The sequence below is a fragment of the Ideonella sp. B508-1 genome, from assembly GCF_000333615.1.
In the GTDB taxonomy this organism is placed as follows: Bacteria; Pseudomonadota; Gammaproteobacteria; order Burkholderiales; family Burkholderiaceae_C; genus Ideonella.
In genome coordinates this window covers 1-26,934 of the sequence record NZ_BADL01000543.1, presented here as the reverse complement: position 1 = coordinate 26,934, position 26,934 = coordinate 1, and the positions used below count along the sequence as shown (strand labels likewise).

The 26,934-nt window shown below is 68.9% G+C and carries 29 protein-coding genes; 19 read left to right on the top strand and 10 right to left on the bottom strand.

Annotated elements, in window-relative coordinates; all coding sequences use genetic code 11:
• Positions 1 to 29: 29 nt before the first annotated feature.
• Entirely contained in the window at positions 30 to 1,205 is a 1,176-nt protein-coding gene (locus I73_RS31120; RefSeq protein ID WP_022982482.1) for a diguanylate cyclase, read from the bottom strand.
• Positions 1,206 to 1,442: 237 nt separating this feature from the next.
• On the opposite strand from I73_RS31120, the gene nifN reads away from it, so the two are divergent.
• From nifN to modD, 10 genes are all read left to right on the top strand, one after another.
• On the top strand, positions 1,443 to 2,876 hold the full coding sequence (gene nifN, locus I73_RS21350; RefSeq protein ID WP_022982481.1) for a nitrogenase iron-molybdenum cofactor biosynthesis protein NifN: 1,434 nt from the start codon (positions 1,443 to 1,445) through the stop codon (positions 2,874 to 2,876).
• 31 nt (positions 2,877 to 2,907) lie between these two features.
• Complete coding sequence (nifX, locus tag I73_RS21345) at positions 2,908 to 3,303, top strand: nitrogen fixation protein NifX (RefSeq protein ID WP_022982480.1); 396 nt, start codon at positions 2,908 to 2,910, stop codon at positions 3,301 to 3,303.
• Between the two features lie 4 nt (positions 3,304 to 3,307).
• Positions 3,308 to 3,796, top strand: a complete 489-nt coding sequence (locus I73_RS21340) for a NifX-associated nitrogen fixation protein (protein WP_022982479.1) — start codon at positions 3,308 to 3,310, stop codon at positions 3,794 to 3,796.
• On the top strand, positions 3,789 to 3,989 hold the full coding sequence (locus I73_RS21335; protein WP_022982478.1) for a CCE_0567 family metalloprotein: 201 nt from the start codon (positions 3,789 to 3,791) through the stop codon (positions 3,987 to 3,989). Before I73_RS21340 ends, I73_RS21335 begins: the two co-directional genes overlap by 8 nt.
• 14 nt (positions 3,990 to 4,003) lie before the next feature.
• A complete protein-coding gene (fdxB, locus tag I73_RS21330; RefSeq protein WP_022982477.1) occupies positions 4,004 to 4,309 on the top strand; it encodes a ferredoxin III, nif-specific in 306 nt (101 codons plus the stop codon).
• A 3-nt stretch (positions 4,310 to 4,312) separates the two neighbouring features.
• On the top strand, positions 4,313 to 4,768 hold the full coding sequence (locus I73_RS21325; protein ID WP_022982476.1) for a nitrogen fixation protein NifQ: 456 nt from the start codon (positions 4,313 to 4,315) through the stop codon (positions 4,766 to 4,768).
• 88 nt (positions 4,769 to 4,856) lie between these two features.
• Positions 4,857 to 5,534, top strand: a complete 678-nt coding sequence (gene modB / locus I73_RS21320; RefSeq protein WP_022982475.1) for a molybdate ABC transporter permease subunit — start codon at positions 4,857 to 4,859, stop codon at positions 5,532 to 5,534.
• 30 nt (positions 5,535 to 5,564) lie between these two features.
• The gene (gene modA, locus I73_RS21315; protein ID WP_022982474.1) at positions 5,565 to 6,344 is read left to right on the top strand and encodes a molybdate ABC transporter substrate-binding protein; all 780 of its coding nucleotides are present in this window, start codon (positions 5,565 to 5,567) and stop codon (positions 6,342 to 6,344) included.
• Between the two features lie 37 nt (positions 6,345 to 6,381).
• On the top strand, positions 6,382 to 7,170 hold the full coding sequence (locus tag I73_RS21310; protein WP_022982473.1) for an ABC transporter ATP-binding protein: 789 nt from the start codon (positions 6,382 to 6,384) through the stop codon (positions 7,168 to 7,170).
• A complete protein-coding gene (modD, locus tag I73_RS21305; protein WP_022982472.1) occupies positions 7,167 to 8,057 on the top strand; it encodes a ModD protein in 891 nt (296 codons plus the stop codon). The genes I73_RS21310 and modD overlap by 4 nt, the downstream gene beginning before the upstream one ends.
• Before the next feature lie 6 nt (positions 8,058 to 8,063).
• Here modD and I73_RS29670 read toward each other — a convergent pair whose 3' ends face one another.
• The 3 genes from I73_RS29670 to I73_RS21290 are packed head-to-tail and all read right to left on the bottom strand — an operon-like array spanning position 8,064 to position 9,299.
• On the bottom strand, positions 8,064 to 8,660 hold the full coding sequence (locus I73_RS29670) for a hypothetical protein (protein WP_022982471.1): 597 nt from the start codon (positions 8,658 to 8,660) through the stop codon (positions 8,064 to 8,066).
• Positions 8,661 to 8,710: 50 nt separating this feature from the next.
• Positions 8,711 to 9,082: a hypothetical protein gene (locus I73_RS31115; protein WP_022982470.1), complete on the bottom strand. Its 372-nt coding sequence runs from the start codon at positions 9,080 to 9,082 to the stop codon at positions 8,711 to 8,713.
• Complete coding sequence (locus I73_RS21290) at positions 9,075 to 9,299, bottom strand: hypothetical protein (protein WP_022982469.1); 225 nt, start codon at positions 9,297 to 9,299, stop codon at positions 9,075 to 9,077. Before I73_RS21290 ends, I73_RS31115 begins: the two co-directional genes overlap by 8 nt.
• 137 nt (positions 9,300 to 9,436) lie before the next feature.
• Here I73_RS21290 and I73_RS34190 point away from each other — a divergent pair, with 137 nt between their 5' ends.
• A complete protein-coding gene (locus tag I73_RS34190) occupies positions 9,437 to 11,752 on the top strand; it encodes an ATP-binding protein (protein WP_083876969.1) in 2,316 nt (771 codons plus the stop codon).
• 52 nt (positions 11,753 to 11,804) lie between these two features.
• Positions 11,805 to 13,706, top strand: a complete 1,902-nt coding sequence (locus I73_RS21275) for a potassium transporter Kup (RefSeq protein WP_022982468.1) — start codon at positions 11,805 to 11,807, stop codon at positions 13,704 to 13,706.
• Positions 13,707 to 13,716: 10 nt separating this feature from the next.
• Here I73_RS21275 and I73_RS21270 read toward each other — a convergent pair whose 3' ends face one another.
• The 4 genes from I73_RS21270 to ilvA all read right to left on the bottom strand — a co-directional run bounded on the left by I73_RS21270 (position 13,717) and on the right by ilvA (position 18,204).
• Complete coding sequence (locus I73_RS21270; protein ID WP_199899079.1) at positions 13,717 to 14,712, bottom strand: zinc-dependent alcohol dehydrogenase family protein; 996 nt, start codon at positions 14,710 to 14,712, stop codon at positions 13,717 to 13,719.
• 64 nt (positions 14,713 to 14,776) lie between these two features.
• The gene (gene mobA / locus I73_RS21265) at positions 14,777 to 15,397 is read right to left on the bottom strand and encodes a molybdenum cofactor guanylyltransferase MobA (protein WP_022982466.1); all 621 of its coding nucleotides are present in this window, start codon (positions 15,395 to 15,397) and stop codon (positions 14,777 to 14,779) included.
• A 10-nt stretch (positions 15,398 to 15,407) separates the two neighbouring features.
• Complete coding sequence (gene apbC / locus I73_RS21260) at positions 15,408 to 16,502, bottom strand: iron-sulfur cluster carrier protein ApbC (RefSeq protein WP_022982465.1); 1,095 nt, start codon at positions 16,500 to 16,502, stop codon at positions 15,408 to 15,410.
• A 115-nt stretch (positions 16,503 to 16,617) separates the two neighbouring features.
• The gene (ilvA, locus tag I73_RS21255; protein ID WP_022982464.1) at positions 16,618 to 18,204 is read right to left on the bottom strand and encodes a threonine ammonia-lyase, biosynthetic; all 1,587 of its coding nucleotides are present in this window, start codon (positions 18,202 to 18,204) and stop codon (positions 16,618 to 16,620) included.
• A gap of 348 nt (positions 18,205 to 18,552) precedes the next feature.
• Here ilvA and I73_RS21250 point away from each other — a divergent pair, with 348 nt between their 5' ends.
• Positions 18,553 to 18,978, top strand: a complete 426-nt coding sequence (locus tag I73_RS21250; protein WP_022982463.1) for an OsmC family protein — start codon at positions 18,553 to 18,555, stop codon at positions 18,976 to 18,978.
• A gap of 13 nt (positions 18,979 to 18,991) precedes the next feature.
• Here I73_RS21250 and coq7 read toward each other — a convergent pair whose 3' ends face one another.
• Positions 18,992 to 19,621 (bottom strand): 2-polyprenyl-3-methyl-6-methoxy-1,4-benzoquinone monooxygenase, encoded by a 630-nt coding sequence (coq7, locus tag I73_RS21245; RefSeq protein ID WP_022982462.1) that lies wholly within the window; start codon positions 19,619 to 19,621, stop codon positions 18,992 to 18,994.
• A 332-nt stretch (positions 19,622 to 19,953) separates the two neighbouring features.
• On the opposite strand from coq7, the gene I73_RS31110 reads away from it, so the two are divergent.
• Entirely contained in the window at positions 19,954 to 20,958 is a 1,005-nt protein-coding gene (locus I73_RS31110) for a porin (RefSeq protein ID WP_159105914.1), read from the top strand.
• A 311-nt stretch (positions 20,959 to 21,269) separates the two neighbouring features.
• Positions 21,270 to 21,620, top strand: a complete 351-nt coding sequence (cyaY, locus tag I73_RS21235) for an iron donor protein CyaY (protein ID WP_026097028.1) — start codon at positions 21,270 to 21,272, stop codon at positions 21,618 to 21,620.
• Between the two features lie 17 nt (positions 21,621 to 21,637).
• Here the strand turns inward: cyaY and I73_RS21230 are convergent, their stop codons facing one another.
• On the bottom strand, positions 21,638 to 23,998 hold the full coding sequence (locus tag I73_RS21230; RefSeq protein ID WP_026097027.1) for a penicillin-binding protein 1A: 2,361 nt from the start codon (positions 23,996 to 23,998) through the stop codon (positions 21,638 to 21,640).
• Between the two features lie 294 nt (positions 23,999 to 24,292).
• On the opposite strand from I73_RS21230, the gene I73_RS21225 reads away from it, so the two are divergent.
• Genes I73_RS21225 through I73_RS29650 form a run of 4 tightly spaced genes read left to right on the top strand, consistent with a single transcriptional unit; the run spans position 24,293 to position 26,934 of the window.
• Positions 24,293 to 25,330, top strand: coding sequence for a pilus assembly protein PilM (locus I73_RS21225; RefSeq protein ID WP_051049315.1), 1,038 nt, complete (start codon positions 24,293 to 24,295; stop codon positions 25,328 to 25,330).
• The gene (locus I73_RS21220) at positions 25,327 to 25,968 is read left to right on the top strand and encodes a PilN domain-containing protein (RefSeq protein ID WP_022982457.1); all 642 of its coding nucleotides are present in this window, start codon (positions 25,327 to 25,329) and stop codon (positions 25,966 to 25,968) included. The genes I73_RS21225 and I73_RS21220 overlap by 4 nt, the downstream gene beginning before the upstream one ends.
• Before the next feature lie 7 nt (positions 25,969 to 25,975).
• Entirely contained in the window at positions 25,976 to 26,680 is a 705-nt protein-coding gene (locus I73_RS21215) for a type 4a pilus biogenesis protein PilO (protein WP_022982456.1), read from the top strand.
• Entirely contained in the window at positions 26,677 to 26,934 is a 258-nt protein-coding gene (locus I73_RS29650; RefSeq protein WP_022982455.1) for a pilus assembly protein PilP, read from the top strand. The genes I73_RS21215 and I73_RS29650 overlap by 4 nt, the downstream gene beginning before the upstream one ends.

The window sequence follows — 26,934 nt, the reverse complement described above, 5'->3', positions numbered from 1 at the left end:
CGCAGACTGATGACCCTGATCGAACCGCCTCAGGCCGCGTGCAACACCGGCGCCGGGCCCGCCAGGCAGACCCGGTCGCGGCCTTCGCGCTTGGCCTGGTAGAGCGCGGCATCGGCGCGGCGCACCAGATCCACCTCGGCCACGTCGGTGGCGCGCAGCATCGCCACGCCGAAGCTGGCGGTCAGTGGCATCTTCAGCTGGGCCTGGGCGCGCTGAGTCAGGGCCTCGCGCAGCCGCTCGCAGCTGCGCAGCACGCCCTCGGCCGAGGGGCCCAGCCAGATCAGCAGGAATTCCTCGCCGCCCCAGCGACCCGCGCTGTCGTAGGGACGCAGCTGCTCGCGCAGGGTCTCGCCCACCAGCGCCAGAGCCTGGTCGCCGGCCTCGTGGCCCTGCAGGTCATTGATGCGCTTGAAGTGGTCCAGGTCCATCATCGCGATGGCCAGGCCGCAGCCGGTGCGCCGGTGCTGTTCCCAGGCCGCGTCCAGCCGCTCCTCGATGGCGCGGCGGTTGAGCACGCCGGTCAGGTGGTCCACGCGGGCGCCTTCGCGCAAGCGGGTCAGCAGGCGGCCCACCAGCAGCACCAGGAAGGCGATGTTGAACACGCCCGACATCACCATGGTCAGGATGGCATTGGGGGTGCGCGCCGCGGCCCGCATGGCCTGCAGGTCGGCGTCGTCGAGTTCGGTGCGGCCCCACAGCGACAGCAGGCCCAGCAGGGCGGTGCTCCAGAGCGGCGCCAGCAGCACCACCGTGGTCCAGGCGCGGTGTTCACGCCGCAGGGGCTGCCAGCTCAGGGCGGCATAGGACAGCAGCATCAGCGACAGCCCCAGGCTGTAGGGCACCCCCTCCCAGCGGGAACGGACCGTCGCCCCCTGGCCCAGCCAAGCCACCGCGCCGATGCCCACCCCCATGGCCAGCAGCAGGGCAAGGCCCCAGCGGTCGTGCCGGGCCCGGCCGGACACGAACACGTCCAGTCCGCGCACGGCCGCGGCAAAGCCCAGGATGGAGGCCAGCAAGGCCGCTGGAGGCGGGGAGGTGCCTGCACTCAGGGCGGGCACGGCCAGCACGACCGAGCCCGCCTGCAGGGCTGCATAGGCCATCCAGTGCAGCATGGCCGGCCGCTCTTCGACGATCAGCCAGGCGGCCAGGCCCCAACCCACGGCATAGAGCGCGAGCTGGATTCCGCACAGGGCTTCGATGGGCATGGTGGGACTCAATGTCGGATGTCACCCTGTTTTCGACCGGGTGGAAGGTCACTGAAGGCGCGAGGCCGTGGCACAGGTGGACTTTGTCTCAAATCCGCCAATTCCCCTCTCCGCCGGATCCCCGTTTTTGCCGAGCGTGGACCCGTTCAAGGGCAAGTCTTTGATTTTTCTCGCTTTTGAAGGCTGGCACCAAACCTGCGATGCAGCGCCTGAACCCGCTTGTGCAGGAGTGCCCCCATGGCCCATGTCAGCGAATCCAAGAAGGCGTGCGCGGTCAACCCGCTGAAGATGAGCCAGCCCCTGGGCGCGAGCTACGCCTTCATGGGCCTGCAGAGCTGCATGCCCGTCATGCACGGCTCGCAGGGCTGCACCTCCTTCGGTCTGGTGCTGCTGGTGCGCCACTTCAAGGAGGCCATCCCGCTGCAGACCACGGCGATGAACGAGGTCACCACCATCCTGGGTGGCTACGAGAACATCGAGAAGGCCATCCTCAACATCCGCCAGCGGGCCAAGCCGCAGCTGATCGCCATCTGCTCCACCGGGCTGACCGAGACCAAGGGCGACGATGTGGAGGCCTACATCGAGCTGGCCCGCCAGAAGCACCCCGAGCTGGCCGACACCGAGATCGTCTACGTCTCCACGCCCGATTACGTGGGGGCCTTTCAGGACGGCTGGGCCCATGCGGTCACCGCCCTGGTGAAGAACCTGCCCGAAGCCGGACGCCCCACCGTGGCCGGCCGCGTGGCGGTGCTGCCGGGCGCCCACCTGACCCCGGGCGACCTGGAGGAACTGCGCGAGATCATCGAATCCTTCGGCCTCACCCCGCTGATCGCACCGGACGTTTCCGGCTCGCTCGACGGCCACATCCCGGACGACTGGCTGGGCACCACGCTGGGCGGCACCCCGCTGGCCGAGTTGAAGGCCCTGGGCACGGCCGAGCACTGCCTGGCCCTGGGCGAGCAGATGCGCGAAGCCGCCGAGAAGCTGCAGGCGCGCTGCGGTGTGCCCTTCACCCTGTTCGACCGCCTGACCGGCCTGACCGCCACCGACGCGCTGATGCAGTGCTTGTCCGAGCTCTCCGGCCGGCCCGTGCCCGCCAAGTGGCGGCGCCAGCGCAGCCAGCTGGTCGACGCGATGCTGGACGGCCACTTCCACTTCGGCAACAAGCGGGTGGCCATTGGCGCCGAGCCCGACCTGCTGTGGGACGCCGGCAGCTTCCTGGCCGAGATGGGCGTGGAGCTGTCGGTCTGCGTCACCACCACCCAGAGCCCGGTGCTGGCGCGCCTGCCCGCCAACGAGGTGGTGATCGGTGACCTGGAAGACCTGGAGCTGGCGGCCAAGGCGGCCGGCTGCGATGTGCTGATCACCCACGCGCACGGCCGCCAGGCGTCCGAGCGTCTGGGCCTGCCGCTGTTCCGCCTGGGCATCCCGATGTTCGACCGCATCGGCAACGCCCACATCTGCCATGTCGGCTACCGCGGCACGCGCAACTTCGTCTACGAGCTGGGCAACCTGTTCATCGACCTGATCCACCACCACCACGCCGACGACTGGCCGCTGCCGGCGCTGTCGCTGGCCGCCGCCCAGGGGCAGGTGGCCGCGGCCATGCCCGGCGTGGCCCATGTGCCGGCCCAGATCCCCCGCGCACGCCCCGCCGACGCGGCGGTGTGACCCCCTATTCCATCCACCCGAGGAGCCTGCAATGAAAGTGGCTTTCGCAACCCAGGACGAGCAGCGTGTCGACGCCCACTTCGGCTGGGCCAAGCACCTGGCGATCTACGACGTGACGCCCGAGGGCTTCAGCTTCGTGCAGACCTTCCACTTCGGTGAGGACCTGGCCGAGGACGGCAACGAAGACAAGCTCGCGCCCAAGCTGGACGCCATCCACGACTGCGCCATCCTCTACGTGGCCGCCATCGGTGGCAGTGGCGCGGCCCGCGTGGTGGCCCTGAAGATCCACCCGATCAAGGTGCCCCAGCCCGAACCCATCCTGGACATCCTGGAGAAGCTGCAGGAGGTGCTCAAGGGCACCCCGCCGCCCTGGCTGCGCAAGGCGCTGGTCAAGGGCCAGGAAGTGACCCACGACTTCGAGGAGTGAACCCATGAACGACGCTGTCGCCACCCCCGCCGCGGAGGTCTCCGACGAGGCCCTGCTGCAGCAGGACCCCTTCATCCGCGAGCTGATCAAGCAGCTGCGCGCCCAGGACACCCACGGCACCTGGGAAGGCAAACCCGATCTCAAGCTGCTGGAGCCCTACATCCTGACCGTCGAGCAGCGCAAGGCGCTGCCGATGATGGGCGATCCAGACCCGGAGACCCTCTGGCGCCTGGACCTGTTCCACAACGCCGTCGGCTTGTGCATCGAACGGGCCACCGGCTGCATGGTCAGCCCAATGATGAAGATGAGCCACGAGGGCTTCGGCCGCGCGGTGCTCACCACCGGCCGCTTGATCGTGGTGAACCGCTATCTGCGCGACGTGCACCGCTTCGGCTATGCCAGCCTGGCCAAGCTCGCCGAGGCCGGCAACAAGCTGGTGGCCGAAGGTGTCGGCATGGTCGAGAAGTACAAGGAGGTGGCCACCTATGGCTGATATCGACACCCTCAAGGCCGAGGTCAAGAAACTCAACGCCAAGGCCACCCAGGCCAAGATGGACCTGCACGACCTGTCCGAGGAACTGCCCACCAACTGGGAAAAGATCCTCGAGGTGGCGCAGACCGCCCACGACGCCCACGCCAAGCTGATGGCCGCCCGCAAGGCGCTGGCCGACGCCACCCCCGCCTGAGCCGGAGCCCCACCATGTCCGCCTTTCAAGTCACCCTGCCCAGCGGCGCCGAATGGACGCCCACCTTCGTGCAGGAACTCAACGAAGACAAGTGCATCGGCTGCGGCCGCTGCTTCAAGGTCTGCCCCCGTGGCGTGCTGGAACTGGTCGGTCTGACCGAGGACGGCGAACGCATCCACGTCGACATGGACGATGACGAGGACGAGGAATACGAGAAGAAGGTGATGACCATCGCGCACCAGGAGCTGTGCATCGGCTGCACCGCCTGCGCGAAGATCTGCCCCAAGAAGTGCTACACGCACGCCGCAGCCGAGGTCTGAGCCATGGCCCAGCCGGCACTGCGCACCGACTTCGCCGACCGCCTGGCCCGCCGGGGCGATGAGGTGGAGGACGTGCGCGGCCTGCTGCTGGCCCATGCCGACCCGGCGGCCGGCCCGGCCGAGATGGCCTGGCTGGTGGCCCAGGCGGTGGCCGTGGCCTGCCTGGGCGACGACCACCTCTGGCAGGACCTGCAGCTGGCCCACCGCGGCGAGCTGGGTGCCCTGCTGCGCCACTGGTTCCCCTCGCTGGTGGCGCTGAACACCGGCGACATGAAGTGGAAGAAGTTCTTCTACCGTCAGCTCTGCCAGCAGGCGGAGATCCTGATCTGCAAGTCGCCCAGCTGCGCTGTCTGTTCCGACCACGCGCAGTGCTTCGAGGCGCCCGAGGACGACAGCACCACCACGCCCCTGGCCCTGGCAACCGCTGCAGCGGCCACGGCCGGCGCCCATCCCCACTGAGCCCCGCGACCGAGCGCGGGTGATCCACGACGAGCGATCTTGGCCCGGTGTTTGCTTGATCTTCGTTATATACGTCAAAATACAGCGAATGTGGCAAACCCTACAAGCCCTGGACTGGGCCCCGTTCTGGCTCTCGCTGAAGGTGGCGGGCGTGGCGACGGCGCTGGCCTGGTGCTTCGGCGTGGGGCTGGGCTGGGTCTTCGCCCGCACCCGGCTGCCCGGGCGCGGCCTGCTGGAGGCCATCTGCATGCTGCCGCTGGTGCTGCCCCCCACGGTGATCGGCTACGCCATCCTGCTGGCCGCCGGCCGGCGCAGTGTGCTGGGCGGCTGGCTGCACGCGCACCTGGACTACTCCATCATCTTCAGCTGGCATGGGGCGGTGGTGGCCTCGGCCATCGTGGCCCTGCCGCTGGTGCTCAAGTCGGCCAGCGCCGCCTTCGCCCAGGTGGACCGCCAGCTCGAAGCCGCGGCCCGCACCTTGCGGCAGTCGTCCTGGTCGGTCTTCCTGCGTGTCACCTTGCCGCTGGCCGGGCCGGGCATCGTGGCCGGCACGCTGCTGGCCTTTGCCCGCGCCATGGGCGAGTTCGGTGCCTCGCTGATGGTGGCCGGCTCCATCCCGGGCAAGACCCAGACCCTGTCGATGGCCATCTACGACGCGGTGCAGGCGGGCGAGGACGACATCGCCCTGGCCCTGGTGCTGCTCACCTCGGTGCTGTCCGTGACGGTGCTGGGCCTGTCCAACTGGCTGCTGGCCCGCAAGACCTGAATCTTCTTTCCACTTCTGGAGGTGTTGTCCATGTCCTTCCCTGAAACCGCACTGAGCCGCCGCAGCCTGCTGAGCGCCCTGGGGGCGATGGTGCTGGGCCTGTCCAGTCTGGCGGCTTCGGCCCAGCAGCTGACCGTGTCGGCCGCGGCCAGCATGACCAATGTGCTCAAGGACCTGGGCGCCAAGTACGAGGCCGCCCATCCCGGCGTGAAGCTGCAGTTCAACTTCGCCGCCTCGGGGGTGCTGCTGCAGCAGATCAGCCAGGGCGCGCCGGTGGACCTCTTCATCAGCGCCGACGAGGCCACGGTGGACAAGGGCATCGGCCAGAAGCTCTTCGATGCCCCGACCCGCAAGACCCTGGCCACCAACACGGTGGTGCTGATCCTGCCGACCCAGGACCCGAAGCCGGTGACCGGCCTGGCCGATCTGTACGGCAGCGGCGTCAAGCGCATCGCGGTGGGCAAGCTCGCCAGCGTGCCGGTGGGCCGCTACACCAAGGAGTCGCTGGAGTCGGTGCACCTGTGGAGCGCCCTGGAGCCCAAGCTGGTCTATGCCGACAGCGTGCGCCAGGTGCTGGACTATGTTTCGCGCGGCGAGGTGGACGCCGGTTTCGTCTACTCTACCGACGCGGCCATCATGGCCGACAAGGTCAAGGTGGTGATGACCGTCGGCGGCCACACGCCGGTGAGCTATCCGATGATCCTGGTCAGCGACAGCAAGCAAAAGGCCGCGACCGAGAAGTTCGCCGCCTACCTGCTGAGCCCGCCGGCCCAGAAGGTGCTCGCCGCCGCGGGCTTCGGCAAGCCCTGAGCTGGCCGCGCAAGACCGAAGCGGAGCAGTACCCGGCATGATCGACGTCGACCTGCAGCTGGCGGTGGCCGACCGCCGCCGGCATTTCGAGCTGGCGGTGCGCTTTGCCAGCGACGCGCCGGTGCTGGCGCTGTTCGGCCCCTCGGGCGCGGGCAAGTCGCTGACGCTGCAGGCCATCGCCGGGCTGATCCAGCCGCAGGGCGGGCATGTACGCATCGGTGGCCGCACGCTGTTCGACGCTCGGGCGCGCGTGGACCTGCCCGCCGCCCAGCGCCGCGTGGGCTATCTGTTCCAGGACTACGCGCTCTTTCCCCACCTGAGCGTGCAGGAGAACGTGGGCTTCGGGCTGACCAGCTGGCGTCGTCGCCGGCTGCGCCCGGCCGATGCCCAGCGGGTGGCGGAGCTGCTGGAGACCTTCGGCCTGACCGGTCTGGCGCAGGCCCGGCCGGGCGCGCTCTCGGGCGGCCAGCGGCAGCGCGTGGCCCTGGCCCGCGCCCTGGCCTGCGAGCCCGAGCTGCTGCTGCTGGACGAACCCTTCGCCGCCCTGAACCCGCTGCTGCGGCAGAGCCTGCGCCAGGAACTGGCCCTGGTGCGCGAGCGCTGGCGCATCCCCATGCTGCTGATCACCCATGACGTGGAGGACGTGCTGGCCCTGGCCGATGTGGCCTGCGTGCTGGAGCAGGGCCGGGTGGTGCGCGAGGTGGACGTGCACCGGGGCATCGGCCGGGAGCTGCTGCACAGCGGCCTGGGCCTGCGGCCACCGCCGGTCGAGGATGACCGCACCCGCGCCGTGCGCCAGCTGCTGGCGCAAGCGGGGGGCGGATGAGCCCCGCCCTGCAGCCTGCTCTGAGCGGCCCCTGGGCGGGTGGCCTGGAAGATGAGCGCCTGCGCGCCCTGCTGCGCGAGGACGCCCCCCATGGCGACCTCAGCACCCGCGCCCTGGGCCTGACGGGATGCGCGGCCCAGATCCGCTTCCAGGCGCGTGGCGCGGGCGTGGTGGCCGGCATCGAGGCCGCCACCCGCCTGCTGCAGCTTTGCGGCGTGGCCGCCCAGCCCGCCGTGGCCAGCGGCGCCCGGGTGGACGATGGCGCGCCGCTGCTGGCCGGACAGGGGCCGGCCGAGGGCGTGCTGCTGGGCTGGAAGGTGGCCCAGAACCTGGTGGAGGCCGCCAGCGGCATGGCCCGCGGCGCGGCCGCCATCGTCGAGGTGCTGCGGGCCGAGGGCCTGCACACCGCCGTGGCCTGCACCCGCAAGGCCCCGCCGGGCACCCACTGGTGGGCGGCCCAGGCCATCGAGGCCGGCGGCGCCGTGATGCACCGGCTAGGCCTGTCCGAGACGCTGCTGGTCTTCCCGGAGCACCGGGCCTTGCTGCCGGCCGGCGAGGTGGCCGCGCGCCTGCAGGCCCTGCGCCATCAGCAGCCGGAAAAGCGCCTGGTGGTGGAGACCGGGGATGAGGACGAGGCGCTGGCCCTGGCCCGGTTGGGCGTGGAGGTGCTGCAGCTCGAACGCTTCACGCCCGAGGCGGTGGCCCGGCTGCACCGGGCCCTGCGGGCCGAGGGCCTGGCCCCGCGCCTGGCGCCGGCCGGCGGCGTGAACCGGGGCAATGCCCTGGCTTATGCCCGCGCTGGTGCCGACCTGCTGGTCAGCTCGGCACCGTACTTCGCGCCGCCGGCCGAGGTGCAGGTGCGCATCGGCCCGGTCGACGTGGCCTGAGGCCACTCAGGCCGACGCGCGGAACCAGGCCCGCACCTCCTCGAAGGGGTAGCGCCGCAGCGGTGCACGCCGGGCCCGGGGCGCCAGCAGGTGCAGCGACAAGGGCTCGGCCCAGCGCCACAGATCGGCCCGCAGGCCGCGTGGCCAGCCCACATCGTCGAAGCTGTGCCAGAGCTGCACCAGCCAGATCTCGCGCCCCACCTCGTCCAGCAGCACCGGCAGCCCGCCGCCGGCCTGCAGGCGGCTGTGGTGCTGGCTGTAGTACAGCGGGCCGCCGCAGGACTCGATCACGAAGTCGGCCACCCGGTCGGCCACGCAGTCGAAGCAATCCTGCACCTCGGCCAGCAAGGGGGTCAGCCGCAAACGGGTCATGTGGCGGTGCACCAGGCGGCGGATGCCCGCCTCGCCGCACAGGGCCAGCACGCTGTGGGCCGGCGGTGGCACCTCGGGCAGGGCTGCCGGCGGGGGCAGGGCGGGGCCGTCCCCTTCCGGCAGCAGGGTGGCGTCCTGCCGCACCGGCCAGCGCAAGGTGCGCTGGCAGGCGTGGTCGCAGGGCTGCCAGCGCGCAGGCGCGGGGAGCTCGGGTGGGAACTGGGAGGCCATCGGGGGGGCGGGTGTCGCCGTTGTCGGGTTTGTCGGCTTGGGGGCGGATGTCAGGCCGAGGGCAGCGGGCTGGGGGCCGGGTGCGGGCCCTCGCGCACCACCCGGGGGCGGCAGCTGTCCAGGCGGTCCACCCGGTCCAGCAGCGTCAGCCACTGGCCGTCGGCCAGGCGCCAGGCGATGCGCCGCTCGCGCAGCACCGCCACCTCCAGCGGGAACTCGTCGATGTCGAAGCGGTCCTCGGTCACGGTGTGGGTGTGGCGCAGGTAGCAGCGCTGGCCCTGCGCATCCAGCCCCACCACCATGCGGGCATGTGCCAGGCCGTCTTCGTGGCTTTCGTAGCGGATGGGCGGCACCACCTGCACCGCATAGTCCGCGGGCAGCTCGTCCAGCCAGGCCAGGGGGTCGATGGCGGCTTCAGCCATGGTGCGGCTCCTGCACGCTGCTCATCTGGCGGGCGTCCAGATCGACCTGCACGGCCTGCCCCACGCGGGGGCGCCAGCGCGCGGCCTCGCCGGGTGTGAGCGGCAGGCGCAGGAACTGCCAGCCCGACAGGGCCAGCACGGCTTCGGCCCCGCTCGGGCCGGGGTGGATGCCGCGCAGACAGGCGATCTGCACGGAGGGGGAGCTGACCTGGGGCATGGGGCCTCCTTGTCGCGTTATATACATGAAACTATAGCGAACCTATCGATGCAAAGCCTGTGCCAGCCAGTGGGTGGCGGCCCGGGGGGCGCCGTCCCTGATGGGTTCCTGACGCCACTGCCGTTATCGTTGCGCCCATGCCGCGCTTCGCCTCCCCCGAATCTGCCCGCGCCCGGCCGCATCCGGCCTGGCGCGTGGGCGCGGCCCTGGGCCTTTGGCTGCTGGGCTGGAGCGCGCTGCTGTGGGGCGGCCCCCGGCTGGACCTGGCCAACCAGGCGCTGATCCTGCTGGCCTGCGGGGCACTGGCCGCCGTGTGGTTGCCCGTCGGGGTGAGCATCGCGCTGGGCGGCCTGGGCACCCTGTTGTTCAACTGGGGCTTCGTGCCGCCTCAAGGCACCTTCCGGGTCGACGGCATGCAGAACCTGGGGCTGCTGCTGGGCATGCTGCTGATCCATGCCGAGGTGGCCCTGCTGCTGGGCGCGCAGCGACGCGAAGCCGCGCGGGCCCGCCGCCATGCGCGCGAGGCCCAGGCCCTGCGCCGCTGGAGCGAGCGCCTGCGCGAAGGCGACGAGCCCCTGTCCCTGCTGCCGGAACTGGCCGATCGGCTGCGCCAGGCCTGCGGGGCCGACGTCAGCCTGATGGCCTGGCCGCCGGGGCCCCGGATGTCAGGAGCCGAGCCCGCCTGGGCGGTGGCAGGCCCGGTGGGGGATGACGAAACCCGTGCCGCCCTGCGCCACACCCTGGCCGAAGCCCGCCCCATGGGGCCGGGCACGGGCTACCACGAGGGCCTGGGCTTCTGGGTGCTGCCCCTGCGTGGCACGCGCCAGGCCTGGGGTGCGGCGGCCCTGCGGGGCGAGGCCGTTCAGGCCGAGGCCCAGGCGCTGCGCCTGCACCTGCAGGCCTTGTGCGACCTGTGGGGCGCGGCCCGCCAGCGGGCCCAGGCGGCGGCCGACGAGCAGGCCGCCCGGGCGCGTGAACAGGCCCAGGGTCTGCGCAATGCCTTGCTGGCGGCGGTCTCGCACGACCACCGCACGCCGCTGGCCACCATCCTGGCCGCGGCCTCGTCGCTGGAAACCCAGGGCGAGCGCATGGCGCCGGCGCAGCGTCAGCGCCTGGCCCGCACCATCGTCGAGGAGACCGAGCAGCTCAGCCGGCTGACCGACAACACCCTGCAGCTGGCCCGGCTGGAGGCCCCGGGTCTGCAGCTGCGCCTGGACTGGGAATCTCCGGAGGAGGTGGTGGGCGCGGCCCTGCACCGTCTGCGCCGCCGCTGGCCCGAGGCCCGGGTGAGCGGCCGCGCCGAGCCCGATCTGCCTCTGTTGCACTGCGACGCGCTGCTGCTGGCGCAGTTGCTCGACAACCTGCTGGACAACGCCCTGCGCCACAGCCCGCCGGAGGCGCCGGTGGAGGTGCTGGCGCGGCGGCAGGACGGCCGCATCGTGCTGGCGGTGCGCGACCGCGGCCCGGGCCTGCCCGCGGCCTGGCGCGACAAGGTTTTCGAGCCCTTCCAGCGCGGCCCCGACGGGGCGGCGCCCGCGGGCCGCCGGTCCGGGGCCGGCCTGGGGCTGGCGGTGTGCCGGGCCATCGCCCGGGCGCATGGCGGCGAGATGCGGGTGCGGCCCCGCGCCCACGGCGGCAGTGCCTTCGAATGCTGGCTGCCGGTGCAGCCGCAGCCGGCCGGGCCGGAGCCCGTGGCCACAGACGAGACCGGGAGGCCCGGCATGAGCCGCCGCGTGCTGCTGGTGGAGGACGACCGCCAGCTGCGCAGCACCTGGCAGGCCGCGCTGGAGCTGGAGGGCCTTGCGGTGCGCACCGCGGCCAGCCTGGCCGAGGCCCAGGCCCTGTGGCGCCATGCCGGCGAGGCGCTGCCCGAGCTGGTCATCCTGGACCTGGGCCTGCCCGACGGCGAGGGCGAGGACTTCCTGGCCCAGGTGCGCCGCCAGGGCCAGGTGCCGGTGCTGATCGTCTCGGCGCGGCAGGCCGATGCCCACAAGATCCGCCTGCTGGACGCCGGGGCGGACGATTACCTGGTCAAGCCCTTCAGCGTGGGCGAGCTGCTGGCCCGCATGCGGGTGGCCTGGCGCCACCGCGGCACCACGGTGAACCCTGCGGCCCTGCACTACCGGCATGGCGAGGTCTGCATCGACCTGGCCCAGCGGCGGGTGACCCGGGCCGGCGAGCCGGTGCGGCTCACGCCCACCGAGTTCGGCCTGCTGGCCCGGCTGGTGCGCAGCGCCGGCCAGGTCGTCACCCACCGGCAGTTGCTGGCCGACGTGTGGGGCCCCGAGGCGGTGGAGCAGACCCAGTACCTGCGCCTGTACATGGGCCAGCTGCGCGCCAAGCTGGAGGCCCAGCCCTCTGCCCCGCGCTGGCTGCTGACCGAGCCCGGCGTGGGCTACCGTCTGGCCGAGCCGGCCGAGCCGGCCGAGCCGGCCGATGACGCCGCCGGCTGAGGGCCGGACGCCGCTTATGCGTTCCTGATGCCGGCCGGCCCACACTGCCGGCATGAGCTCCGACCCACGATCCTCCTCCGGTGCGTCCGCGGCGCATGGCCCGCTGAGCGCCCTGGTGCTGGGCGCCATCGGCGTCGTCTACGGCGACATCGGCACCAGCCCGCTCTACACCATGGCCGAGGTGTTCTCGCCGGCCAACGGCGTGCCGCTGACGGCCGAGGCCGTGACCGGCGCGGTGTCCACCCTGTTCTGGGCCCTGATGTTCGTCGTCACCCTCAAGTACGTGGTGCTGGTGCTGCGGGCCGACAACCGGGGCGAGGGCGGCATCCTGGCCCTGACCGCGCTGGCGGCCCAGGTGGCGGGCGGGCGGCCGGCACGGCGGGCGGCGCTGCTGATGCTGGGCGTGTTCGGCGCCACCCTGTTCTACGGGGACAGCGTGATCACCCCCGCCATCTCGGTGCTGGGTGCGGTGGAGGGTTTGGTGGTGGTTGCGCCCGGGCTGTCGCATGCGGTGCTGCCGCTGTCGCTGGTGGTGCTGGTGGCCCTGTTCGCCATGCAGCGGCACGGCACGGCCGCGGTGGGGCGGCTGTTCGGGCCGGTCATCGTGCTGTGGTTTCTGACGCTGGGGGGCACCGGCCTGTGGCAGATCCTGCGCGAGCCGGCCATTCTGGCCGCGCTCAACCCGCTGCATGCGGCCCGTTTCCTGGTGGAGCGGGGCTGGCATGTGTTCGCCGCGCTGGGGGCGATCGTGCTGGCGCTGACCGGCGCCGAGGCGCTGTACGCCGACATGGGCCACTTCGGCCGCCGCCCCATCCAGCTGGCCTGGACCGGGCTGGTGCTGCCGGCCCTGGCCCTGAACTACCTGGGCCAGGGCGCCTTGCTGCTGCGCGATCCGGCCGCCCTGGCCAACCCCTTCTTCCACATGTTCCCGCCGGCCTGGCAACCGGCGGCGGTGGTGCTGGCCACCCTGGCGGCCATCATCGCCTCGCAGGCGGTCATTTCGGGGGCCTTCTCGATGACCCGGCAGTCGATGCTGATGGGCTTTCTGCCGCGCATGGCGGTGCGCCACACCTCGGCCCGTGAGCAGGGCCAGATCTACCTGCCGCTGGTGAACTGGGCCCTGCTGGTGGGGGTGCTGGCGGCGGTGCTGGCCTTCCGCAGCTCGGCCGCGCTGGCCGGGGCCTATGGCGTGGCGGTGACGCTGACCATGCTGATCACCACGGTGCTGGCCTATGTGGTGGTGCGCCGGGCCTGGGGGCTGCCGGCCTGGGTGGTGGGGCCGGCTACGGCCCTGTTCCTGGTGGTGGATGTGGCGCTGTTCGCCGGCTGCGCCATCAAGTTCGTCGACGGCGGCTGGTTCCCGCTGGCCATGGCCGCGCTGTTCTTCACCCTGATGAGCACCTGGCGCCATGGCCGCGCCCTGGTGCTGGAGGCCATCCGCCGCGACGGCCTGGAACTGGCGCCCTTCGTGCAAGAGCTGGCCGCCAGCAGCACGCCGCGGGCCAGCCGGGTGGCTGTCTACGCGGTGGCCGACCCGAGCACCGTGCCGCAGGCCCTGCTGCACAACCTCAAGCACAACCAGGTGCTGCATGAGCGCAACGTCATCCTGAACGTGCGCTTTGCCGACCAGCCCTGGGTGGAGCCGGCGCAGCGGGCCGAGGTGGAGGCGCTGGCGCCCGGCTTCTGGCGGGTGCGGCTGCTGTTCGGCTTCATGGAGACGCCGGACGTGCCGCATGCCCTGGCGGCCTGTGCGGCCCAGGGGCTGGACGTGCCGCTGTTCGACACCAGCTACTTCCTGAGCCGCGAGACGGTGGTGCCCACGCCGGGCGAGGGCATGGTGGCCTGGCGCGAACGCCTGTTCGCCGCGATGAGCCGCAATGCCGGCAATGCGGCCGGTTTCTTCCAGCTGCCCGACAACGCGGTGGTGGAGCTGGGCACCCGGGTGCAGATCTGAGCGGAGCCGCTCAGGGCACCAGCACCGCCGCGCCCACCAGCTCGCCCGCGCGCAGCTGGCGCAGGGCCTCGTTGGCTTCCGTCAGCGGGAAGACGGTGGTCGTCACCTCCAGCTGCAGGGTGCGGGCGGCGGCCAGGAATGCCTCGCCATCGGCCCGGGTGAGGTTGGCCACCGAGCGGATCTGTCGCTCCTCCCACAGCAGGCGGTAGCGGAAGGCCGGGATTTCGCTCATGTGGATGCCGGCGCAGACCACCGTGCCGCCCTTGCGCAGCTGGCCCAGCGAGATCGGCACCAACGCGCCCACCGGGGCGAAGATCAGCGCGGCGTCCAGCGGCTCGGGCGAGGGCTCGTCCGAGCCACCGGCCCAGACGGCGCCGAGCGAGCGGGCCAGCTCCTGCGCAGCCGTGTCGCCCGGCCGGGTGAAGGCCAGCACGCGGCGGCCCTGCTGGCGGGCCACCTGGGCGATCAGGTGGGCGGCCGCGCCGAAGCCGTAGAGGCCGATGGTCTGCGCATCGCCGGCCATGCGCAGCGCGCGCCAGCCGATCAGGCCGGCGCACATCAGCGGGGCGGCGTGCACATCGTCCAGTGGCAGGTCCTCCAGCGAGAAACAGTACTGCGCGTTGGCCACGACATGGGTGGCGAAGCCGCCGTCGCGCCCGTAGCCGGTGAAGACCGGTGTGTCGCACAGGTTCTCCTGGCCGCGTCCGCAGTAGAAGCAATGGCCGCAGGTGCCGCCCAGCCAGGGCACGCCCACGCGCTCGCCCAGGGCCAGTCCGCTCACGCCCGCGCCCAGGGCCTCGACCGTGCCGACGATCTCGTGGCCGGGCACGATGGGCAGGGGGCCGGGTGGCAGGTCGCCATCGACCACGTGCAGATCGGTGCGGCAGACGGCGCAGGCCCGCACCGCCAGGCGCACCTCGCCCGGGCCCGGTTCGGGCAAAGGGCGGGTCTGGGGGACCAGGGGCTGGCCAATGGCCGGTAGCGTCATCGCGAGCATCGTGGGCATCTCGGGGCGGGGTGAGGATGCGGACGATTGTGCGACCCCAAGCCAGGCCGCGGGCTGCGCAGCGTCAGCCAGCGTGGCGCCGCACCAGATCCTCGGGGGTGTTGACGTTGAGGAAGGCGGCACCGTCTTCGAAGGCGACCTCCACCGTGCGGTGGCGGCCCAGCCAGTCGCGCACGCGGCGGCCACCCTGGCCCAAGTAGGCGGCCAGGTCCTCGCGCAGCGCGGTGCGGGCCAGGCAGAAGACCGGGTGCAGCTTGGGGGCCCGGCGGCCGGCCTCGTGCGGCGCCGGGGCCACGGCCACCGCCAGATCGGCCTGCTGAGCCTGTGCAGCGGCGGCCAGGCGGGCCACCAGGTCGGCCGGAAAGTCCGGGCAGTCGCAGGGCACGCTGGCCAGCCAGGGCGTCTGCGCGTGGGTCATGCCGGTGAGCAGGCCGGCCAGGGGGCCCGGCTGGTCGGGCAGGGTGTCGGGCCAGACGGGCACGCCCAGGGCCTCGTACAGGTCCAGGTGACGGTTGGCGCTCAGGGCGGTGGGGCCCACCTGCGGTGCCAGGCGCTGCAGCGCCCGGGCCGCCAGGGCCTGGCCGTGCAGGGTCAGCAGGCCCTTGTCCTGCCCGCCCATGCGCCGCCCCTGGCCGCCGGCCAGCACCAGGCCGGTGATGGCCTCGCGGGCGATCGCATCGGGCACGGACGCTCGCTCAGGTGTTCTTCGAGACGGTGATGGTGGGGAACTTGGACGAGAAGTCCTTGGCCCGCTGTGCCACCTTGACCGCCACCTGGCGGGCCACGCTCTTGTAAAGGCCGGCGATCTCGCCGTCGGGCTGGGCCACCACGGTGGGGTTCCCGGCATCGGCCTGCTCACGGATGGACAGGTTCAGCGGCAGGGCGCCCAGGTAGTCCACGCCGTACTCGGCGGCCATCTTCTTGCCGCCCTCGGCGCCGAAGATGTGCTCGGTGTGGCCGCAGTTGGGACAGCAGTAGACGGCCATGTTCTCGACGATGCCCAGGATGGGCACGCCCACCTTCTCGAACATCTTCAGGCCCTTCTTGGCGTCCAGCAGCGCGATGTCCTGCGGCGTGGTGACGATGACCGCGCCGGTGATGGGCACGCGCTGGCTCAGGGTCAGCTGGATGTCGCCGGTGCCCGGGGGCATGTCCACCAGCAGGTAGTCCAGATCCTTCCAGTTCGTCTGGCGCAGCAGCTGGTCCAGGGCCTGGGTGGCCATGGGGCCGCGCCAGATCATGGCCTCGTCCGGCGCGACCAGGAAGCCGATGGAGTTGACCTGTACGCCGTGGTTCTGCAGCGGCTCCATGCTCTGGCCGTCCAGCGTCTCGGGGCGCTGGCCCGACAGGCCCATCATCATCGGCTGGCTGGGGCCGTAGATGTCGGCGTCCAGGATGCCGACGCGCGCACCTTCGGCTGCCAGGGCCAGGGCCAGGTTGACGGTGGTGGTGCTCTTGCCCACGCCGCCCTTGCCGGAGGCCACGGCGATGATGTTCTTCACGCCGGGCAGCAGGGCCACGCCGCGCTGCACCTGGTGCGGGGTGATCTCGCTGCGGATGTCGATCTCGACCGGCCCGGTGAGGCCGGCCTGGCGCAGGGCGTCGGTCAGTTGCTGGCGCAGGCTGGCGTGCAGGCTGCGGGCCGGGTAGCCCAGCACCAGTTCGAAGCTGGCGCCTTCGCCGCCCAGGCGCAGGTTCTTGATCTGCCGGGTGCTGACGAAGTCCTTGCCGGTCAACGGGTCGATGACGGCTTGCAGGGCTTGGAGGACGGCGGGTTCGGTCAGGGCCATGGCGTCGGGTGCGCAGCGGTGTGGGTCAAACAGGACGCCAGTCTAGCGAGCCGCGGACACCCGAGTGCCCGGCGGGGCCGAAGCCCCTGCCGGTGCCGTGCCGGCGCTGCGGTGCTCAGCGCAGGAAGAGACGGTAGATCGGGTTGTCCGTCTCGTCCACGCAGGGGTAGGCCAGGCCGTCCAGGAAGGCCTTGAAGGCCTTCTTGTCCGACTTGGGCACCTGCAGGCCGACCAGGATGCGGCCGTAGTCGGCGCCCTGGTTGCGGTAGTGGAACAGGCTGATGTTCCAGTCCGGGCTCATGGCCGAGAGGAAGCGCATCAGCGCGCCCGGGCGCTCGGGGAATTCGAAGCGGTAGATGCGCTCGTCCTCGGCCAGGCTGCTGCGGCCGCCGACCATGTGGCGCACATGCTCCTTGGCCAGTTCGTCGTCCGTCAGATTGACGGTGGCGAAGCGGTGGCGCTGGAAGCTGCGGGCGATCTTGTCGGCCTCGTCGGGCTTGCTGATCGACATGCCGACGAAGACATGCGCCTGCCGGGTGTCGGAGATGCGGTAGTTGAACTCGGTGACGCTGCGCGAGCCCACCAGTTCGCAGAAGCGGCGGAAGCTGCCGCGCTCCTCGGGGATGGTGACGGCGAACAGGGCTTCGCGCTGCTCGCCGTACTCGGCCCGCTCGGCGACGAAACGCAGGCGGTCGAAGTTCATGTTGGCGCCGCAGGCGATGGCCACGAAGGTCTGACCCTTGCACTTGTGGGTGGCTGCGTACTGCTTGAGGCCGGCCACGCCCAGGGCGCCGGCGGGTTCGACCACGCTGCGGGTGTCCTGGAAGATGTCCTTCATCGCCGCGCAGAGCTCGTCGGTGGTGACGCGCACATAGCCGTCCACCAGCTCGCGGGCCAGGCGGAAGGTCTCCTCGCCCACCAGCTTGACGGCGGTGCCGTCGGAGAACAGGCCCACGTCGCCCAGCGTCACGCGCCGGCCGGCCTCGACCGAGCGCGCCATCGCGTCGGAATCGACCGTCTGCACGCCGATGACCTTGATCTCCGGGCGCACGGCCTTGATGTAGGCGGCCACGCCCGAGATGAGGCCGCCACCGCCGATGGCGACGAAGACCGCGTCGATCGGGCCTTCGTGCTGGCGCAGGATCTCCATCGCGATGGTGCCCTGGCCGGCGATGACGTCCGGGTCGTCGAAGGGGTGGACGAAGGTCAGACCCTGCTCTTGCTGCAGCTCGATGGCGCGGGCATAGGCGTCGGAGTAGCTTTCGCCGGCCAGCACCACCTCGCCGCCCAGCGCGCCGACGGCGTCGATCTTGAGCTTGGGCGTGGTGGTGGGCATCACGATGACCGCACGGCAGCCCATGCGCTTGGCGCTCAGCGCCACGCCCTGGGCGTGGTTGCCGGCCGAGGCGCAGATCACGCCGCGCTTCAGCTGCTCGGGCGTGAGGTGGGCCATCTTGTTGTACGCGCCGCGCAGCTTGAAGCTGAACACGGGCTGCAGGTCCTCGCGCTTGAGCAGCACCTGGTTGCCCAGGCGGCGGCTCAAGGTGCGGGCCGCGTCCAGCGGCGATTCGATCGCCACGTCATAGACCTTGGCGGTCAGAATTCGGCGGAGGTAGTCGATGGGGCTGGGCGCGGGGCTGCGGGACGGGGTTGCTTTCAGGGGCGCGCGCGAAGTGCGGCGCGCCGGGGTGGCGCCAGCCATGGGACTCTCCTGGATGCGGTGGGGACGAAGGGTGTCGCATCGCCCGGCGTCATCAGGCGGTGCAAGAGGACCGCATGGTATGTCGGCCGGAACCGCCCAGAAAAAAGCCCGGAGCCGCGAAGCTCCGGGCTGAATCCACCAATGGAGGAGGTGGAGGAGACAACCGGGGCATTGATCGGTAAACCATCAATGCGATGGCAATCAGTGTACACCCGCACGATGTTGCGCCGCAATGACGGCGTGTGTTTTCCCCGATACGACCTGTGACGCAGTTCCGGTTTGTCCGGGTTGCCGATAATCGCCGTCCCGGGGTGATGCTTGTCCCGGGGCGGAACACAAGGAATGACGATGGAGTGCACGATCCACTGGGAGCCGGATGCCGGCATGGCAATGATGGCGGTGACGGGCAGCGGCCACACCCTGGTGATGGACGGCGCGCCCGAGGGCGGTGGCCGCAACCTGGCGCCCCGGCCGATGGAGACGCTGCTGGCCGGCGCCGGCGGCTGCACCGCCTATGACGTGGTGCTGATCCTTAAGCGCGGCCGCCATGACGTGCGGGACTGCAGTGTGCAGCTCAAGGCCGAACGGGCCGAGACGGACCCCAAGGTGTTCACCAAGCTGCATCTGCACTTCGTGGTGACGGGCAAGGGCCTGCCGCAGGCGGCGGTGGAGCGCGCGGTGGCGCTGTCGCACGAGAAGTACTGCTCGGCGACAGCCATGCTGGGCCGCACCGCGGAGATCACCGCCAGCGTCGAGGTGAAGGAGGCGGCCTGAGCTGCCTGCCGCCTCAGAGGTGGTGTGCGGTGGTGGTCATGACCTTGGCCGCCAGGCGCATGGCCTGACGCACGGGCCAAGGCAGTACATGGCCGCCGGCCGCTTCGGCGGCCTGGGCGTGCCGGGCCTCGTCGTCCTTCATCTGGGCCACGATGGCCCGCGAGGCGGTGTCTTCCGCCGGCAGGCGTGACAGGTGCTCGGCCAGATGGGCCTCCACCTGGCGCTCGGTCTCGATCACGAAGCCCAGGCTCCAGCGGTCACCAGCCCGGGCCGCCAGGCTGCCCAGGGCGAACGCACCGGCATACCAGAGCGGGTTCAGCCAACTGCGGTGGGATCCCAGCTCCTCCAGTCGGCGGCTGGTCCAGGCCAGGTGATCCACCTCGTCCTGCGCGGCTTCGCGCAGGTGCTGGCGCTGGGCGGGCGTTCGGCTGCCCAGGGCTTGGGCCTCATAAAGGGCCTGGGCGCAGACCTCGCCCACGTGGTTCACCCGCATCAGGGCGCCGGAAAGTTTCTGGGCCTCGGGTGTCAGCGCGACAGGGGGCATGCCTTGTGCTGGGCTTGGGCGTCGGGCTTTGGAACCGCCCGAAACAGTGCGCAACATGCTGTCTGCTGCGCCGATCCAGTCATCAACCGTGGTGTTCATGCGGGCGTGATTCGGAGAGGTGATGTGTCCGGAATGCAAAAATCCAGGGAGGAGACTGGTGGAAATACGGATTCCTGCGCTAGGATTATGACAATCTTGCTACATGCCGGCTGCGTTGTGCGTCGGCAACGCCTGCCCCCTGTATCCGCGGAAAGACTTTGCCAGACGCCATGGGGCTCTGGTGCAATAGCGTCAGCTTCCGCGATGGGCCGTTCACCCACCCGAGACGTTTCATAACGCGACGTATCGCGATCAGAAATGCTCGGAGTTCATGTGGTGTGTCGACGAACGCCGGTGGAATCTCTCGTTCTCTCACACTGGAGATAGTTGCAATGAAAAAATCCCTCCTCGCTCTCGCCGTTCTGGGTACGCTGGCTGGCGTGGCTTCTGCCCAATCGTCTGTGACCATCTACGGCCGCGTGGATGAGTCGTTCGCCAAGCCGATGGTGTCCAAGGACAAGCAGATCGCTGACAACGGCACCGTGGGTGGTAGCCGTCTGGGCTTCAAGGGCACGGAAGATCTGGGCAATGGTCTGTCGGCCGTGTTCCGCTTCGAGCATGGTTTCAACCCCGACACCGGTACCGCTGCGGCGACCCAGTTCTGGAACCGTTACTCGATGGTGGGCCTGTCCCACGCCAAGTTCGGCACGCTGTCTCTGGGTCGCCAAGAAAACGGCGCCTGGGATGTGATCAGCTCGTTCGACCCGTTCGGTGGTGAGACCGTGGGCGAACTGCGTGACATCGGCTCCGCTCTGCGCATTGCCAACTGGAACACCGGTACCCCGTTCAACAACACGCTGGACGTGCGTCGCTGGGACAACTCGGTCCGCTACGACGTCGGCTACCAAGGCTTCAAGGGCTCGGTGTCCGTCGCCGAAGCCACTGCCCAGAACAAGCCTGTGGCTGCGGGTGGCTCTTACACCGCCGGCCCCCTGTACGTGGGTGTTGGCTACGAGAAGATTTCCCCCCAGAACGGCAAGCTGTGGATCGTGGGTGGCGCCTATGACTTCGGCATGGCCAAGCTGTACGCGAACTACGCTGGCGGCACGACCGGTGGCACCACCTCCACCGGTGACCGCGATGTGAAGGGTTTCCTGGTGGGTGCGACTGCTCCCTACGGTGCCCTGCTGTTCAAGGCTGGCTATGCGCAATCGAAGGTGGATTGGGTCGCTGGCGCACAGACCTACAAGAAGGCCAGCGCTGGCGTGGACTACAACCTGTCCAAGCGCACCAAGCTGTATGCTGACTATGCACGTATCGGTGGCGATATCGCTGCCAACAGCCTGGCCGACGACAACCGCAACGGCTACGACGTGGGTATCCGTCACAGCTTCTGATGCCGAAAGCAGCCCCGTCCAGTGCGGGGTCTGCAGGCACAGAAAAACCGCCCCTCGGGGCGGTTTTTTTATGCCTGTCGCGAGCTGCCGCTCAGGGGTGGGGTGAAGAAACTGCTGGCTGTGCGGCGGAGGGAAGGGCATGGTCAGGCAGCACCAGCGGTGCGCGCTGACCGCATGCGCTCAGCAAGCTGGAGAGGGAGGTTGCGCAGCAGAGCAACAGGGTCGGAAACAGGGCTCTTCGCCCGCGGTGGGGCATCCGCGTGGCTACACTGCCCCCACGGCCCAGAGAGGGCATGCCCGGAATTTTGCTCATGACCATTTTTGTACTCTCCGATTCGGACTATCACCGCTTGGCATCCAGCGTACTCGGGGCTGTTGAGGCCCAAATCGACCAGTGGCTGGATCAGGATGTGGTGGACATCGATACGCACCGCACGGGGGGGCTGCTGGAGCTGTCATTCCCCAATGGCAGCAAGATTGTGCTGAACACGCAACCCCCTTTGCATGAAATCTGGCTTGCGGCGCGGGATGGGGGTTTCCATTTCCGATTCGATGGCAGCCATTGGGTGGATACGCGGGAAGGCCAGGAATTTTTCGCCAGCCTGTCCCGCCATGTGTCGGCTCAGGCGGGGTGCTCCCTGGCCTTTGCTTCGCCGGCCTGAGGGCTCTCTGCCGCATCTCATCGGAACAGGTCGAGGATCCCTTTCTTCTCGTCCTGGGAGGGGGTGGCCGGCAGGTGTTCGTCGCCGCTGAGCGCGCTCACGCCCTGGCCATTCGCAAATTCCTCGTAGTACCACTCGCCATTCACATTGACCACGCCGGCCGGAGGCGTGTACTCGCTGACGGGAACGTTTTTGATGGCGGTGCTCATGTATTGGATCCACACCGGCAGGGCGAGTCCCCCGCCCGTTTCGCGGGAGCCCAGCTTTCGGGGGTTGTCGTAGCCGATCCAGACGACGGCGGCCAGGCTGGGCTGGAAGCCGGCGAACCAGGCGTCCATGGAGTCATTGGTCGTGCCGGTCTTGCCGAACAGGTCGGGGCGCTTCAGGGTGGCTTGGGCCTTGGCGGCCGTGCCTGAGCGGGCCACTTCCTGCAGCAGGCTGTCGATCATGAAAGCGTTGCGGGGTTCGATCACCCGCAGGCCTTCTGCTGGCTGGGTCTGCGGGGTCTCGTGCAGCACATGCCCGCGGGCGTCGGAGACCTTGGCGATCAGCACCGGATCCACGCGGTAGCCACCATTGGCGAACACGCTGTAGGCGACGACCATCTGCATCGGGGTGACGGAGCCTGCTCCCAGCGCCATCGTCAGATAGGGGTCGTGCTTTTCCTTCTCGAAGCCGAAACGGGTGATCCAGTCCCGTGCATAGGGCACGCCGATGGCTTGCAGAACCCGGATGGACACCATGTTCTTCGACTTGGCCAGTGCCCGCCGAAGCGTCATGGGTCCATCGAAAGTACCGTCGTAGTTTTTGGGCTCCCAGGGTTGGCTGCCTGTGGTGCCGGCATCGAAGAACAGCGGCGCGTCGTTCACCACCGTGGCGGGGCCGAAGCCCTTTTCCAGTGCGGCCGAGTAGATGAACGGCTTGAAGCTGGAGCCAGGCTGACGCCAGGCCTGTGTGACGTGGTTGAACTTGTTCTTGTTGAAGTCGAACCCTCCCACGAGGGCGTGGATGGCGCCGGTGTTCGGGTCCATGGACACAAAGGCGCCTTCGACCTCGGGTTGCTGGGTCAGGGTCCACAAACCCTTGGCATCCTGCAGGACGCGAACGATGGCGCCCCGGCGGATCTGGATTTTGGGGTCTGCCTTGTCTGACAGGCCGGACTGCACGGGCTTGAGGCCGTCACCGGTGATGGTGAGCACCTCGCCGGACTGCAGTGCGGCCACCACCTTGCGTGGAGATGCATCGAGAACGACGGCGGCGCGCAGCTCGTCGTTGTCGGGGTGGTCGGTCAGGGCCTCGGCCACGCGGGCATCCAGTTCCTTGGGGTCGGCGGGCAGGTCGACATAGGACTCGGGGCCCCGGTAATGCTGCCGCTGCTCGTAGTCCATCAAGCCCTTGCGCAATGCGCGGTAGGCGACGTTCTGCTCGTCGGATCGCACGGTCAGTTGCACTTGCAGGCCGCGGGTGTAGGTGTCCGGGCCGTACTCGGCAAAGATCATTTGCCGGGCCAGTTCCGCCACGTACTCGCCGTGAACCGGGATGTCATTGGGGGCTCGGTACACCAGCTTCTGTGCCAGGGCCTCATCCCGCTCCTGCGCCGTGATGAAGCCGTTCTCGAGCATGCGATCGATGATGTAGCGCTGCCGGATGGTGGCGCGCTTGGGGTTCGCGATCGGGTTGTAGGCCGAGGGGGCCTTGGGCAGGCCCGCCAACATGGCAGCCTCGGCCACCGTCAGGTTTTGCAGCGGTTTGCCGAAATAGATCTCACTGGCCGCCGCGAAGCCATGGGCACGCTGCCCCAGATAGATCTGGTTCATGTAGATCTCGAGGATCTGGTCCTTGCTGAGCTGGCTCTCGATCTTCAAGGCCAGCAGAACCTCATACAGTTTGCGGGTAAGTGTCTTTTCAGTGGAGAGATAAAAGTTGCGAGCCACCTGCATGGTGATCGTGGAGGCGCCCTGGCTGCCGGCGCCGCCGAACTGGGCCAGGCCGGCTCTCAGGACGCCCAGGTAGTCAACGCCACTGTGCTGGTAGAAGCGGGCATCTTCAATGGCCAGGACTGCATCACGCATGACCTTCGGAATCTGCGCAATGGGAGTGAAATGACGCCGCTCGTCGCCAAATTCGCCCATCAGCACCCCATCGGCGGAATAAACCCGCAAGGGGAGCTTGGGCTGGTAATCCGTGATGGCGTCGAGTTCGGGCAGCGCGGGGTAGGCGACGGACAGCGCGATCGCGCCGCACAGCACCACGGACACGACCAGTGCGGCGGTCAGTCCCAGCAGCCACAGCAGACTCCTTCCGAGCAACCAAGCCAGGCGAGGGCCCCACGGACGAGGGGTGGCTTTGGGGGGAGGGGTGTGTTCAGGCTCAGTCATGAAGATCCCAGCAGGGGTGCGGGATTATAAAAATTGCCACGGGGCATGCCGGTACGGGCAGTCCGGATTCAAGCCTGCCTGAGTGTCGAGCGGTGTGGGGGTGTAGCGTTTTCTTACCAAACGCGTCGGTGGTGCAACGATCTGTCGTGCGAGTTGACCTGAATTCCTTGTTGCGTCAACGGGCTTGCTGCTAGGATTGAAGTGCCTTCTTAACTTTAACGTGGCCATTCTTGGCTGCTGGAGCCGTCTTTCGTGGGTTTTCTAGAACGCCTTGCAGGCCGGAAACATCCTCCGATGATGGGTCTGGACGTCAGCACCTCCAGTGTCAAGCTGGTGGAGTTGGGTCAGACTGCGTCAGGGGACTTGGTGCTCGAGCGGCTGGCCAGCGAGCCCTTCGAGAAGGGCTGGATCGTGGACGGTCAGATCGAGAAGTTCGATGAGGTTGCTGATGCAGTGCGGCGCGTGGTTGCGCGCAGCGGCAGCCGAAACCGCCAGGTGGTCATGGCCATGCCGGCGGCCTCGGTCATCACCAAGCGCATCGTGCTGCCGGCCGGTCTGAGGGAGGAGGAGATGGAGGTGCAGGTGGAGGCCGAGGCCCACCAGTACATCCCCTTCTCGCTCGACGAGGTGAGTCTGGATTTCTGCGTCATCGGTCCGAACGCGAACTCGGCCGGCGATGTCGACGTGCTGATCGCGGCCTCTCGCAAGGATCGAGTGCAGGACCGGCAGGGTCTGGCCGAGGCTGCCGGGCTGGTGCCTGTGGTACTGGACATCGAGTCTCATGCTTCTCGCTTGGCCATCGGCAGGATCATCGCGTCCCTGCCGGACAAGGGCAAGGATGCACTGGTGGCGCTCTTTGAGTTAGGGGCGGACACGACCAGTCTGAAGGTGTTGCGCGACGAAGAACTGCTCTATGACCGTGATCAGTCCTTTGGCGGCTCCCAGCTCACGCAGTTGATTTCGCGGCAATACGGCTTCTCCTATGAAGAGGCCGAGCAGAAGAAACTCAGCGGTGACCTGCCCGATGACTATGGCCCGACGCTGCTGACCCCCTTCGTGGACAGCCTGGCGCACGAGATTGGCCGTGCTCTGCAGTATTTCTTTACCAGCACCCCCCACCACAAGGTGCATCACGTGATGTTGGCGGGTGGGACGGCTGCCATGCCGGGGTTGAGTGACCGGGTGAAGGAGGTCACGGGGTTCAACTGCCGCGTGGTCAATCCCTTCGAGGGAATGAAACTGGGGCCGGCGGTGCGTGAAGCCAAGCTCAAACGCGAGGCGCCCTCCTATCTGACGGCCTGTGGCCTCGCGATGCGGAGGTTTGTGCAGTGATTCTCATCAACCTGTTGCCTCACCGTGAGGCAAAACGACAGGCTCGCAGGCGCGCCTTCTTCTCGACACTCGGCTTGGCAGCCTTGATCGGTGTAGGCGTGCTCATGATTTGGTACGGGCTTCTGCAGCAGATGATCTCGACCCAGGAGGGCCGGAACACCTTCCTGAAGACCGAGATCGCCCAGCTTGACCTCAAGATCAAGGACATCGCTGACCTCAAAGCCGAAATCGAGGCCCTCAAGGCCCGGCAGAGCGCGGTCGAAAACCTTCAGACCGACCGGAATGTTCCGGTCTATCTGTTGAATGAACTGGTGAAACAAACCCCTGAAGGGGTCTACCTGACGGCGGTTCGGCAAGTGGGCTCCGTGGTGACCTTGACCGGTAAGGCTGAGACCAACGAAAGGGTGTCCGAGTTCCTTCGGAATGCGCTGTACAACTCGCCCTGGCTTGAGCGGCCTGAACTGGTCGAGATCAAGGCTGCCACCAACTCCCCAGGGCGGGACAGCGATTCGCGTCGGCTGTTCGATTTCTCCATGAAGGTGTACATCAAGCAGCCCGCTGGTGCAGCAGACGCTGCCAGCAAGCCAGCAGCCGGCAAACCTGCTGGCAAGCAAGCGCCCAAGCCGGCTGCATCGTGAGGTTGTGATGGCGACAAAAGGCAAGAAGATCGACATCGACCTCGCGGCGGTCCTCAAGACTGCGGGCGCCCAGTTCCAGGGGCTGGATCCCAAGGAGCCGGGGCAATGGCCCACCCTGCCCAAAGTGGTGGTCTGGGTGTTTGCGGCCGTGCTGGTCATCGGTTTGGGCTGGATGGTCCTGCTCAGTGACGAGGCAGACCGACTGCAGAGCGAGCGGGACAAGGAGCCTAAACTCAAGGCCGAGTACAGCCAGAAGTTGGCGCAGGCCGTCAATTTGGGGGAACTTCGCAAGCAGAAGGAGCAGGTGCAGGAGTACGTGACTCAGCTCGAGAAGCAACTGCCCGGCAAGGCCGAGATGGATGCGCTTTTGTCTGACATCAACCAGGCAGGCATCGGTCGAGGCCTTCAGATCGACCTGTTCCGGCCCGGTCAGGTGGCGGTGAAGGACTATTACGCCGAGTTGCCCATCGCCATCAAGGTCTCGGGCCGTTACCACGACATTGGCGCGTTTGCCGGGGATATCGCCAATCTGTCTCGCATCGTGACTCTGCACGATCTCTCCATCACGCCGCCTGGCAAGGACGCCAGTTCCGGCAATCTGGTGATGGAGGCTACCGCGCGCACTTACCGCTATCTGGACCCTGCCGAGGTGGCAGAGGTTCGGCGTGCGGCCGACGCGAAGAAGAACGGCGCGAAGAAGGGCGAGAAATGAACCCGCGTTCGCTGATTCCGCTGGGTTGCATCGCGCTGATGCTGGCCGCATGCAGCGGTGAAAACGACGACCTTCGGGCCTGGATGGACCAGCAGGCGCTGGCCGCCAAGCCCAATGTCGAGCCCATCGCGCCTCCTCGCAAGTTCGAGCCGGAACCCTATGCAGGGGCGGGTGGCCAGGACCCATTCAGCTCGGGCAAGCTGGTGGCTGGCACGCGCCTGAACAGTGCCAGCTCGAACGCCTTGTGGCGCTGA